The sequence below is a fragment of the Streptococcus oralis genome, assembly GCF_026782125.1.
GTDB lineage: Bacteria > Bacillota > Bacilli > Lactobacillales > Streptococcaceae > Streptococcus > Streptococcus oralis_CE.
Window position 1 is genome coordinate 377,208 of the sequence record NZ_JAKUVY010000005.1, and the last position, 11,602, is coordinate 388,809.

Annotated in this window: 13 protein-coding genes; 11 read left to right on the plus strand and 2 right to left on the minus strand. The window is 30.9% G+C overall.

Annotated features, from left to right (window positions below):
- Positions 1 to 157: 157 nt before the first annotated feature.
- Together MK385_RS06670 and MK385_RS06675 are read right to left on the minus strand one after the other, a co-directional pair.
- On the minus strand, positions 158 to 1,606 hold the full coding sequence (locus MK385_RS06670; protein WP_042769165.1) for a hypothetical protein: 1,449 nt from the start codon (positions 1,604 to 1,606) through the stop codon (positions 158 to 160).
- A gap of 417 nt (positions 1,607 to 2,023) precedes the next feature.
- The gene (locus tag MK385_RS06675; RefSeq protein WP_268725621.1) at positions 2,024 to 3,034 is read right to left on the minus strand and encodes a site-specific integrase; all 1,011 of its coding nucleotides are present in this window, start codon (positions 3,032 to 3,034) and stop codon (positions 2,024 to 2,026) included.
- A gap of 978 nt (positions 3,035 to 4,012) precedes the next feature.
- On the opposite strand from MK385_RS06675, the gene MK385_RS06680 reads away from it, so the two are divergent.
- The 11 genes from MK385_RS06680 (at position 4,013) to MK385_RS06730 (ending at position 11,493) form a co-directional block, all read left to right on the plus strand.
- Entirely contained in the window at positions 4,013 to 4,399 is a 387-nt protein-coding gene (locus MK385_RS06680; RefSeq protein ID WP_042769168.1) for a hypothetical protein, read from the plus strand.
- 109 nt (positions 4,400 to 4,508) lie between these two features.
- The gene (locus tag MK385_RS06685) at positions 4,509 to 5,138 is read left to right on the plus strand and encodes a hypothetical protein (protein WP_268725622.1); all 630 of its coding nucleotides are present in this window, start codon (positions 4,509 to 4,511) and stop codon (positions 5,136 to 5,138) included.
- 72 nt (positions 5,139 to 5,210) lie between these two features.
- A complete protein-coding gene (pezA, locus tag MK385_RS06690) occupies positions 5,211 to 5,687 on the plus strand; it encodes a type II toxin-antitoxin system antitoxin PezA (RefSeq protein ID WP_042769171.1) in 477 nt (158 codons plus the stop codon).
- Positions 5,687 to 6,448 (plus strand): type II toxin-antitoxin system toxin PezT, encoded by a 762-nt coding sequence (gene pezT, locus MK385_RS06695; RefSeq protein ID WP_042769173.1) that lies wholly within the window; start codon positions 5,687 to 5,689, stop codon positions 6,446 to 6,448. Before pezA ends, pezT begins: the two co-directional genes overlap by 1 nt.
- A gap of 55 nt (positions 6,449 to 6,503) precedes the next feature.
- The gene (locus MK385_RS06700; protein WP_042769174.1) at positions 6,504 to 6,683 is read left to right on the plus strand and encodes a hypothetical protein; all 180 of its coding nucleotides are present in this window, start codon (positions 6,504 to 6,506) and stop codon (positions 6,681 to 6,683) included.
- On the plus strand, positions 6,684 to 7,247 hold the full coding sequence (locus MK385_RS06705) for a hypothetical protein (RefSeq protein WP_042769176.1): 564 nt from the start codon (positions 6,684 to 6,686) through the stop codon (positions 7,245 to 7,247). It abuts the gene before it with no gap.
- On the plus strand, positions 7,234 to 7,467 hold the full coding sequence (locus MK385_RS06710) for an ABC-three component system middle component 6 (RefSeq protein WP_125386625.1): 234 nt from the start codon (positions 7,234 to 7,236) through the stop codon (positions 7,465 to 7,467). The genes MK385_RS06705 and MK385_RS06710 overlap by 14 nt, the downstream gene beginning before the upstream one ends.
- Positions 7,457 to 9,163: a hypothetical protein gene (locus MK385_RS06715; RefSeq protein WP_268725623.1), complete on the plus strand. Its 1,707-nt coding sequence runs from the start codon at positions 7,457 to 7,459 to the stop codon at positions 9,161 to 9,163. The genes MK385_RS06710 and MK385_RS06715 overlap by 11 nt, the downstream gene beginning before the upstream one ends.
- Before the next feature lie 922 nt (positions 9,164 to 10,085).
- Complete coding sequence (locus MK385_RS06720; RefSeq protein WP_042769177.1) at positions 10,086 to 10,487, plus strand: hypothetical protein; 402 nt, start codon at positions 10,086 to 10,088, stop codon at positions 10,485 to 10,487.
- Positions 10,488 to 10,492: 5 nt separating this feature from the next.
- Positions 10,493 to 10,792 carry a WXG100 family type VII secretion target gene (locus tag MK385_RS06725; RefSeq protein WP_061587736.1) on the plus strand — a complete coding sequence of 100 codons (300 nt, stop codon included), beginning with the start codon at positions 10,493 to 10,495 and terminating at the stop codon, positions 10,790 to 10,792.
- A gap of 2 nt (positions 10,793 to 10,794) precedes the next feature.
- Entirely contained in the window at positions 10,795 to 11,493 is a 699-nt protein-coding gene (locus tag MK385_RS06730; protein WP_084848997.1) for a DUF5081 family protein, read from the plus strand.
- Positions 11,494 to 11,602: the final 109 nt, after the last annotated feature.

The following is an 11,602-nucleotide window of genomic DNA, read 5'->3' on the forward strand; positions in this document are numbered from 1 at the left end:
CAAGCTCTTTTTTATTTTTACTTAAAGTAACTTTCATATCCTTATCCTTTTGAAAATATTCGAATAGTAGTTGCGGTACAATTTTATATATGTTCCTTGATATATCAACGTTTTTTAACATTGAAAAATATATTTGCTATTAAAATAACTGCTTTATTTATATTCCGTCTCTAAATCTTTTTAAGATCCGTTTTGACATTTTATCTTCAAGTTTTTCTTTTGTATTTTCTGTAATTGTTTCATTGAAGATTTCATTTCTTTCTTTTAAGGAGTATGTTTTTAGTGGAAAAGTTTTATAAGAAGTTGTGGAAGGGCTTATACGAGTGCCCAAACCATATTTTTTTGCTTCTTCTAGTGAATGGAACATTACCCTTATTATTTCTAGAACTTGCCAACTTGTCATTTTTCCAAATTCATGTTTTGTTCCAGTTTTTTTTTCTTGGTATTGGAACCTTTCTAGGATTCTTCTTTTAGTAGTACCTCTATTTGTTTTTAAAAATCTTAATGGAAGAAATGTAATGATATCTTCATCAATTAAATCTGATACTGTGGTAGTTGATAACTGATCACTAATAGAGAATAAAAATTCCGTTGTATAAACTTGTGGTTGAATTTTCTTATAAATTCTCTTTAACATCTTTTCGCACTTTTTAGTTGCTTTTATGATTATTTTTATATATCGAAAAACCCCATCAGATATTAGAATCTCTAAATATTGAATAATCTTTTCATCAGTTAATCGTGCTAAGTAATGGGAGTCTAATTGCTCAGCTATCTTACTGCCAGTTAATTCGACTTCATATCTAAAGATCTCTAAATTCTTTAACGATGAATATGTTTTACGGATTTGTTTGTTCTTTTTTGCTTTCTCAATTTTGTTATATAAGATGTGTTTCTCTTTCTTATTAATCTCAATCGATACCATCGAAAACTTATCTGCATTTTTACTTGTTCTATGGTTTTTTAAATCTCTATTCTTTTCTTCTTCTGCAAGTGACCGTATTAATAATTGACGAGTTGGTAAAGACGGTAATTTATCAAAAGCAATTGTGAATGCTAATTCAATTTTCTTAAACATAATAGAATTCGGATTATATTTGATTTTAATCTTATAATCTTTTTCTAACTTATATAATACTTCTTTTAATCTTAATTTAATCCCCTCAATGCCTGTAGTTTGAAAATTAGGAGAAGGACCGTTAAGTTGGATTGCAATATACTTCTTGGTATAACCTACTTCTTTTAAACTAATTGTCACTTTTCCTAGATCTACTGATTGAATTGTGATTTTAACTAATTCTCCTTTTGAGTTGTAATCTATAGAAGCAGTGTCTATATATATTTGTTCATCAAAAACGTTAGGATCATAACTTACTTTTGGGCTAAGAATTGATACTATACAGTTATCAATACCCCAATGAGATGGAACAATTGAGAAACAAGATTTTATAAAATTTTCGTTTTGTTTCTGTGATTCTAGTAATTCTTTCTTCCTAAGTTCTCTATTTTCCTTTTGCCTTTCCTTTTCTTCTATTTCTTCACGAGATAAGGGAGGTCTCTTGACTACTTCTTTTTCTCGTTTACTTTTTTTATATCTTCTTACCATGTATGTTCCTCCTTGTTGTTAAATCTGTAATGAAGATGTACTTTTAAAATGTAACTTTCTTTAAAATTAACCCTCCTTATTTTTTTACATTAGTTAGTATGCCACAAATCTTTCAGAAAACGCCTATTTTTAGTAAAAACAAATTAAAAAATGAAAAAAATTTTTAAAAATAAAAAAAACACTCAGTTTTGAGTGCTTTAAAAAACGCGTAGTGACAAGGTTTTGAAGAAAAAAGTAGGTTCTTTCCTACAAAAAAATTTTTATAAAATTTTTTTAGTTTTTGATGTTTTTTTATTTTTTATTTTTCATTTAGACTTAATATGCTGAGAAAAAGTTCAATAATTTCAGTACGATTTTTATTTAGTTGAATTTTTTAATTTTAATGAGAGATATATCATAATGTTTGGAAAAAGTTATTTAGTTTGCTTGTGCGATTAACTTATATGCATAGGATTTTTGAAACTCTTCTGGTCGATTGTGTCCGAGAGCACGTGATACAATTAAACAAGCCTTTCGATCAAGGACAACACCTTTTAATTCGCCTCTTAGATAAATCTTTTCCCTTTTATCCTTGATGTCTTTTGGATCCCGTGCGACAAGAAGATAAAGACGTTTTGCGTATTCTGCACGATATTTATGAGGTTTTAAAGCAGTTGGAACTTGAAACACACGCTTTTTACCAGCTAGTTTAAATTCTTCAACAAGCCTTTCTAATTCTTTTTTGTCTCGTGTAATAATCGGAATCCATCGATCTCGTGCTCCTTTTGATTTATGCTTTTTACCAATGATTTTAAGATAGTATCGACCATCTTCACGTTGATGTAGAGAATCACCTGTAATAGCTTTTAATTCATTTTTACGTAACCCAGTGGCAGATACGATTGAGAACCAGCGATTATTTGTTTCTTCAGACATCCTGTCGTCATTAGACTTCAAACGATTATTCTTTTTGTCGGCTCGATATCGAATATCTGTTGCAACAAAAGCAGTAGAAGATACACCTAAGACTTTGGCTAATGCTGCTTTATAGGTTGACTGGGTTGGAGCAGAAAGCCCTGATTTCTTACAATGTTCTAAGTATTGATTCACTAAATCAATCCATCCCTCAATATCGTTAGATTTATCAAGAGTTTCTAACTCTTCGGCAGTAGCTGTTGTGGCAACAAAGGAAGCGAATCTGCTCCAAGAACCAGCGTAGTTATGAAGAGTTCGGTCGGTATGGATTAAATGAAAGTCTTCTCCCGTTTTTTTGGATTCATTTCGCTTGATACCCTTTCCTTTTTTAAAGCGCGTGACTAGATTAGTTAGTCCTTTTGATTGGACGAATTGTTTACGGCCTTCGAAAGTTGTTAGAGAATCCATCTGTTGTTTCTTAGCTTTCTCTTTAGCTTTTCGTCGATCAGCACGACTATGTTTCTTCTTTGCCATAGTTCTTTCCTTTCTATAGTAGATAATGTGCTTTTAAAGAAGGTCTTAAGAAAATTCTTAAGGTCTTTTTTAATTCAAGTTGAAGTAGTGCAGTGACTTAAGCTTATATTCACTGATGTAGTATCTTCCCTTTGCTGAGGGCGCTTCTTAATTGATGGCTAAGAAGATAACCAAGCCATTTTACAACATGACAAGTTGACTCAATTCAAATAAAATGTAGAGTTCCATCTTGCAGATAAAGATCTGTTGTTTTTTCTTGTTAGTCTTTTTCAGGTTTAAATGCTCTGAATTTAGCGACTGAGCTAAGCTAGTTTTTGTATTCTATTTTGAGACTTTTGTTATTTACTTTCGTTTTTTACTTTTATTCTTTACTTTGTTACGATCAAAAAATTTTTTTAAACTGCCATTGACATTTCTTTTATTATCTATACATTTATTTTTTTTAGTTAATGAAATACAAAACTGGTTCTTTCCTAACCCAGCTTAAACCTACTGTTTCCAAGATAGCTACCTCCTTTCAAACATAAAAAAACGTAGCTATATTAGTTACGTCTCTACTCAATCAATTATTTCTATAATATTAGTATGCCACAAATTTTAAAATAAAAAAATCAGGATAAGTTTTTTACGTTATTCACTTTTACCTAGTACTGAGTGTTTAGCGTGACTTACACATACGTTCCTGTCAACGCTAAACACACAGAAAAATCAGAATTGCAAAAAAATTGAGGGATGAGAGAAAGAGGTATAAGTACCAAAAAATTGAGAAGTAAACAACACCGTTATCAATTTTTTAAATACTTTATTTTTATATTTTGAAATTTATGGCAGACTATATATAGAGAGAAAAAAAGGAGGTTACATATGTATGAGCATATGTTTTTTTTATTATAGGCCTAGTATATGAACTTGGCCCCCCAGACATTGTTATCTTTCAATCCATTTTTAAACTCAATAAACAATAAAAGGAGAAAAAATATGAACATTTATAAAGATTATCTATGTAAAAAAATTTTAGAGACTGTAAATATCGAAATTGAAACAGGTGCGGATTTTGATGTCACTGTTAATTTTTGCCGTGATGAATATAATTTTTATCTAACTTTATCTCGTGAAGGAGAAGAACTAGAGTTTGATTTCATTGATGATAGGTTGAATTTGATTATTTATCACTGTTGCCATGATAAACTGTATTATAGTATTACAGAAATGAATGAGATTTTAAATTTCAAATATGCAATTGATATGTTAGTTGAGTTGTTCGTGGCTAATAAATGGTATACGTTTGTACCAGATTTAACTACTCATAATCTCTGGGAATTGGTTGAACAGTACAAAACAGGTGAATTAAGAGATTATTATTAAAATTGAAACATCTAGTTATTGAAAAAAAGATAACTAGACGTTACAATAAAACATGTGAATTAGTTTTTTAACATATGATAGTAAGAGATAGTTCAAAAGGGATTATGAAATGAAAACTCCAAACCTATATAAAGAATTGATCAATGAGAAAAAAATTACAAATGAAATTATTGCAGAATGTATATATTCTGTGAATAAACGAGCTAAAAATTATCGTGATAAAATTAAAGAATACAAAAATGGAAAGTTCCATCAGCATTTGGAGAGTAATATTGAAAAAGCGGAAGAGGAAATGGGGAAATACTATCAACTAAAAGAAGAATTTTTGAAAGTATCTACCCCGACTCTGATCCACAAACAATTCATTGGCGAAGAGAAAAAAAGAGTATATAGTTATGAAAAAAACTATGAGAAATTATTGAAAGAAAAAACTAATGATATTTTTTGGAAAAATAGTTACTATGATTACGACAAAGATATGGAGATCGAGTTTTTTGATTATCATCTAGGAACAAAAAAATATCTATATTTCTTGTATTACGAAATTGGGGAATATAGTTTTCATTCACCCATTTCTGAGAAAATTGCTGAAAGCAATACAGAATTAGAAATTCAAGAAATCGACGAAAATTTCAAAACTCATGGCTCTAAGATTGAAGGATTGCTGTCAATGCAATTTGTAAAAAAAGTCTTGGAATTACTGCAAAGCGAAGATTATACAATTGTGAATCTATTGTAAATAAAAACGCACCATTTTTGGTGCGTTTTTATTTTTTGTGCTATAATAGAAATAAATAAAAGGAGGAGTTACATGATTGGAGAAAATATAAAAACGTTACGTAAAACACATAAATTAACCCAGCCTGAGTTTGCAAAGATTGTTGGTATTTCTAGAAATAGTCTGAGTCGTTATGAAAATGGAACAAGTCGAGTTTCGACAGAATTAATAGATCGTATCTGCAAGAAATTTAATGTTTCTTATATCGATATCGTAGGGGAGGAAAAAATGCTCACACCAGTAGAAGATTATCAGTTAACTCTGAAAATTGAAGTGATTAAAGAGCGAGGGGCGAATATCTTAGCGCAACTTTATCGTTTACAAGATGAACTAGAAATTGCATTTGATGATGCTAATAATCCTTGGGTTCTAATGAGCGATGATCTTTCTGATTTGATTAACACGAAGATTTATCTTGTAGGAACTTTTGAGGATGTAGAGCGATATAATGGCTATTTGGATGGCATTGAACGTATGCTAGAACAAGCTACTCATCTGGTGGTGGCTTAATGAAACTAGAAGAATTTAGTCAAGATGATTTTGAACGAGCATCCAAACGACTCGTTCGTTCTTTAACTCGTGGTAAAACAACTTCGTCTCAGCCCAAGGCCATCTTGCTAGGTGGACAGAGTGGTGCTGGTAAAACAACGATTCATCGTATTAAACAAAGGGAATTTCAAGGCAATATCATTATCATTGATGGAGATAGTTATCGTTCTTTTCATCCGAACTACCTTGACCTACAGGAAAAGTATGGAAAAGACAGTGTGGATTATACCAAAGTATTTGCGGGAAAAATGGTTGAACATCTCGTAGATGAATTGAGTAAACAAGGTTATCATTTGTTAATAGAGGGCACCTTGAGAACAACAGAAGTTCCTAGAAAAACGGCACAATTATTGATAACTAAAGGATATCAAGTCTCACTTGCACTAATTGCGACCAAGCCAAAATTGTCCTATCTCAGTACCTTGATACGTTATGAAGAGCTCTATGCTATAGATCCTAGTCAAGCTAGAGCGACTCCCAAAGAGCACCATGATGGAATTGTAGAACATTTAGTTGATAACTTACGAGAGTTAGAAAATGTTCAGCTATTTAATCAAATTCAAATTTACCAAAGAGATCAATCGTGTGTTTATGATTCGCAAGTAGACGAAACCTCAGCAGCAGAAGTTCTACAAGCATGCCTCTTCGGAAAATGGAGTAAGGTGGAGGAAGAGATGCTGAAGATAGGGCAGGAACGGTTGAGAGAACTGGGGGAAGTGTGACGGTGGAACATTAATTTTCACATGGATATTTAGTATATAATATGAGAGGTAGATAATGGAAACTGTAAATACAATTTTGGGAATAGTTGGCTCGTTGTTTGGTATATATGCTACGGCAATTTCTCTTAAAAATAAGAAAGACATTGAAGTAATTATAAAAAATTCTAATAATAGTCAAAATATAGGTAATAATAGTAGTAATAATGTGCAAAATATTGGTAATAGGGGGAAATAGATGGCTAATTCTCAGAGTATTGGAAATCATAGCAATAATAATACTCAAAATTTATACATAACAAATATTGAGCAGCGTACATTGATCCCAACTGTTATTTTTCAGCTTTTAAAATATGTTGAAGGATTTCACTCTCAGAACGATGAAAAATTTTTACTTGAACAACCAGCTGAATTAAAAGCGAAATTACAATTTAATAATTCTAGGAGATATATTAGATTATTTAAAGAGGGTCTCGGTAACTATATTTTACTAGAAAAGGTACTAAAAGATGAATTCACAGATAGTCAAAGAGTAGTTGAAAATATAAAGAATATTTTTATGGATCATACTCTTATAGATGCAGAAGGAAATCCGATAGTAGGTAATGGTGATGAATGTTTGAAAAAGATGCATGATGATATCAAAGAAAGAATCGCGAGAGATCCTGATTTTTTATCTAGTCAAATTGATGACCTAGAATTGGATAAATTTATTATTGCACTTCTTCAATATGGAGTCATGGAGTGTCAGATATTATTGAATCCAAATATTTATATGGGGGATAATAATGTTATTACTTGATAAAAATGCTGAGCCCAAAAAGACTATTTTTTATCTTTCAGCTATTGTACATGGCTTGATTTTAAAGAAGAAAGTCAATATAGAAAGTCTTTATATAGAACTACAAAAAGAAATTGAAGATGACCTAAATTATGATTTTTTTATTTTAGCACTAGATTTTCTTTTTCTATTAGATAAAATAAGAGTTAATAATGAAGGAGATATTGAGAGTGTTCATTAAAAGTTTGAGTATTATCAGTAAAAATACTGATGTTGTATTGAGAAAAATAGAATTTAAAAATGGAATTAATTTTATAGTGGATTCGGAGAAGTCTGATAAGCATAATAAAGTTGGAAAAACAACATGCTTAAAACTACTGGATTTAAGTTTAGGGGCAAAAAGTAAAGATGCCATTTTTAAAGATTATGAAACACAGAGTGTTAATGAACAATTAAGATTGTTCATTGAAAATCAAAAAATCTATACTGATATGGTATTAATAGATGATTTCAACCATCCTTCTAAAGAAGTTTCTATAAAGACAGAGTTGTTTAACAGAGGTAAGCGATATATTAATGGTGAGCAAACTTCATATGATGAAGTTAACAAATATTTAAATGAATTATTGTTTGAAAACAGCTCTCAAAAGCCAAGTTTTAGAAGCACAATAAAGTCATTTGTACGAATTTTAATGACTAAGGATAATACTCAATTTTTAAAAGTATTAGATAATTTTTCAAATATTTCGGAATATCGTGCTATATATAATTATTTGTTCGATATTTCAGATCCTAAAAATGATTTAGAGCTTGGTGAATTAAAACAGGAATTAAAAAAAATAAAAAGTAAGGAAGAGAATTATAAAAAAACAAATACTATAGATGATGTTGTAAAAATAAAACAAATTAATGTTGCAATTGATAAAGAAATTGATCGGTTAGAAAAAGAAATAAATGATTTAGTGGATAAAAAAGCATTTGAGAAAAATAGGGTTCATATCAACAATATTAGAAAAAAATACGAGGAGATAAGTCGACAATTAAGTAAAATTGATTTTGACATTTTACAGTTACAAAAATATATCAAAGAGGCTGAGGAGAAATCCCAAAGAATAGTTAATCAAGAACTGGCAAATGACTTTTTTCAAGAGATTTCAGAATTGCTGCCTAGTATTACTAAAACTTTTTTAGATTTAGTTGAATTTAATTCCCAATTGAGTAGAAATAAATTGTCTTATTTTAATGATAGAATTCAAGAATTGATAAGAGAAAAGGAAAATAAAGAAAATATATTGACGGAATTGACTGAAAAAAATTCAGAATTTATTTCTTTAGTAGAAGAAAATAAAGTAGATTTATATTATGATAAATTAAATCAACTAAATGAGTTAAAAATAAAAAAAGTACAAAATAATTCAACAATTATTAGCTTAGAAAACATTGAGGAGCAAAAACAGTCTATAGAAAAAAGACTATCTGAACTGGAGATGACTGTTAAAAATAATGAAGTAGAATACCAGAAAAAAATGGATATTTTTAATAGTTATTTTAAGAGCGTTGCAGGTCGAATAAATAAAGAACAGCCTGTCTTACTTTATAATCCCAAGACAGATGAATTTCCAGTTTCAATTGGTCAACTATCTGAAGGTACAAGTACAGGGACTAGAAAGTCCCTTATCGCTGCATACGATATTGCTTATCAACTTTTTGCTAGAAAAATTAATAAAACAACTCCTAAATTTATTGTACATGATGTCCTTGAGAGTATTGAAGGTGATGATATTAGGGCGTTAGTTGACGAAGTGGAAAGTAATCAAATACAATATATTTCAGCGATTTTAAAAGAAAAGTTGGTATCCTCTGGGATGTCATTGGAGGAACAAAACAAAATGATTATTTTAGAACTTTCCATGAAAGATAGATTGTTTGAGAAATGAAGTGAGTTATTAAATGTTCATTGTTAAGTATTTATAATCTAAATCGGATACCTAAGATTTATTCTAAATTTTTATCTATTAAAAATGTACAAAACAATAACGATTCAAATGGTGTGAACTTTTTGGTAAAATTTAGCTCAATTTGTGTATTTTTAGGGTAAAATTCACATCATTCCAATGAAATTTATTCAAATTAGATGAAATTTTGTTTTCTGAAAAAGCAGAAAAACATTGATTTTAAGCCCATCTTGAAACTTATTAAAATAAAAGTGTTTCCAGCCAGATCTTAAGAAAGCCCGTAAAGCATCACAATTTAGTAAACGTTAATTCGAGAGAATTACTATACTTACAGGGAGCACCTTTCGGGGTGTTCTTTTTTAGATTTTCATACTAAATTGGTGCAATTGACACAGTTGTTGCGACTTTAGTCGCTTACAAATGTGGCTGCAATCTGACAAAGTCAGTTGCCTCAAAACGTTAATCAATACGATACTATCAAGGTTTCAAAGCACTCAAGAGTTTACCTCATGGGTGCTTTTTTCGTGTCTTTTGAAATAGCTCTTCATATCGTTATTGAAATCCTTTAAATCATTAGGAATTTTAATAAGAACAGACAGATTACGGTTTCCTGAATTTATTTTTAGTGGATTTTTTGGAAAAAATATTTTCCTTAATGTACTTTTATGTATTGCTTCAAAAGTTGGAAAAAATCATTGAAAGATCTAACTCTATATTGAACAGGATTAGATCCTTCTTCATTTGATTTTAAATAATTAGAAAATATGATAAAATAAAATGAGAATATTTTTAAAGTGTTACCCGACTTTATTCGAGGGATTATACTTTCCCTTCTTATTTGATGAATTCGTGGTATTCTTTCGCTTGTTTTGATGCAGAAAGTTTTAAAAGGAGGCTACTCAGTATGTCATTATGGGACGCGTGGTTTGGAACAGATACAGAAAAGAAAAGGGAACAATATAAAGCATTGTATAACGATTTGAACAGTCAATTAAAAAGCTTTAATTCTAAATTAAAAACAATGGAAGGGAAAGTCGATAGCTATACCAATTCTCGACCTTCAATGAGTTCAAGTTTTATTCCAGAGGATGTTTTTAGTGATAGTGAAGGTCGAGTAAAAGGAAAAGTTGATACTGTACGAACCAATCAGTCTAGCGATGCAAAAAGCTTATCTAGTGCTGTTGATGCAGCCTATGAACGATACAAATACTATGAGCGTTTAGCTGAGCAAGAACGCCGAGAGAGGGAAGCTGAAGCAAGACGTCAGGCTGAGGAACGTAGAAATAGAAATAAAAGACGGAGGTGAGATTCATGGCGGATTTAAAAATCAAATATAAAGATTTGGAAACTGCTATTAAGCTTTCAAAAGAGATCAATCAAGAACTGACGAACTCGTATCAAACGGTTACCCGATTAAAAAGTTATCTCCAATCTGCCAAGTGGTCAGGAAAAACTAAGGTAGCTTTTGAATCCTATTTAGACATTATCCATAAATACCATAAGGATCTAAGATCTATCATGAACGAACATGAAAAAGCAGTCTCTGGTCTGAAAAAATCAATTGATAATTACAATAACTCATCAGAAGTTTCATCAATAAAGGGGTTGTAAATATGTCACATAAAGAAACGTTTTCTATTCATGAACTCCATTATTTGATCGGTGCCTTTGATGGGGAGTTGATGCCCGGGTTGCCCACGCTAGATGATATTGTCACTGCTTCTGAACTCATATGGACGATAGCCAAAGAAGATCTTGAGAAAAAAGGTTTGGTGAATGAGGATGGTTCACTAACAAAAGCAGGGTTTGTCATAGTTGAGACTCTAAAAGAATATTGCTTGGGTAGAACTTTGGTCATTCTAAATAATTTCTATTTCATGCAATGCCGAGACAGTAACTTTTCTATCCTAATCGTAGATACTGGTCAGGGATATCAACTTGTCAAGATTAGTCCTATGAGTCGCTTATTGCTGCTTCAAGACAAGCTCCCATTGGTGACGAGGATTCCTCTGGAAGATGAGGTTGATTTTCTAACTGAAAGAAAGCAACTAACTCCTGATATCGAAACGGCTTTAGCATCAGATCAAGCGCTGATGGTACAGTATTATCCTTTGGAACAAATGTGCGAGACCAGACACGCAGCATTATTAACAGCTTCGTATCTATTCGTTGAAGAAGAGGGCCAACTATTGGGATTTGATGTAAATCAAGAAGAGTTATACCGCTTTAGCCAGTACTATTTCCTTGAGAGATTGTATAGCTGGCTTGCCATTCCGTTTAGGGAGGAGGATTTTGAAAATGGTAGTGACTGAAACGACTGTAATGGGTGGTGGTGGATCTAACGAAATCACCATGAATCCTGATGAAATGCATACAATCATGTCTTACATCACCAATATTGAAATTTCATTTCAAAATAAC

Coding starts and splice junctions, on each gene's coding strand:
- MK385_RS06725 (WP_061587736.1), top strand. CDS start 10,493: ATGGCGGATTTAAAAATCAAATATAAAGATTTGGAAACTGCTATTAAG.
- pezA (WP_042769171.1), top strand. CDS start 5,211: ATGATTGGAGAAAATATAAAAACGTTACGTAAAACACATAAATTAACC.
- MK385_RS06705 (WP_042769176.1), top strand. CDS start 6,684: ATGGCTAATTCTCAGAGTATTGGAAATCATAGCAATAATAATACTCAA.
- MK385_RS06670 (WP_042769165.1), bottom strand. CDS start 1,606: ATGGTAAGAAGATATAAAAAAAGTAAACGAGAAAAAGAAGTAGTCAAG.
- MK385_RS06730 (WP_084848997.1), top strand. CDS start 10,795: ATGTCACATAAAGAAACGTTTTCTATTCATGAACTCCATTATTTGATC.
- pezT (WP_042769173.1), top strand. CDS start 5,687: ATGAAACTAGAAGAATTTAGTCAAGATGATTTTGAACGAGCATCCAAA.
- MK385_RS06680 (WP_042769168.1), top strand. CDS start 4,013: ATGAACATTTATAAAGATTATCTATGTAAAAAAATTTTAGAGACTGTA.
- MK385_RS06685 (WP_268725622.1), top strand. CDS start 4,509: ATGAAAACTCCAAACCTATATAAAGAATTGATCAATGAGAAAAAAATT.
- MK385_RS06675 (WP_268725621.1), bottom strand. CDS start 3,034: ATGGCAAAGAAGAAACATAGTCGTGCTGATCGACGAAAAGCTAAAGAG.
- MK385_RS06720 (WP_042769177.1), top strand. CDS start 10,086: ATGTCATTATGGGACGCGTGGTTTGGAACAGATACAGAAAAGAAAAGG.
- MK385_RS06700 (WP_042769174.1), top strand. CDS start 6,504: ATGGAAACTGTAAATACAATTTTGGGAATAGTTGGCTCGTTGTTTGGT.
- MK385_RS06710 (WP_125386625.1), top strand. CDS start 7,234: ATGTTATTACTTGATAAAAATGCTGAGCCCAAAAAGACTATTTTTTAT.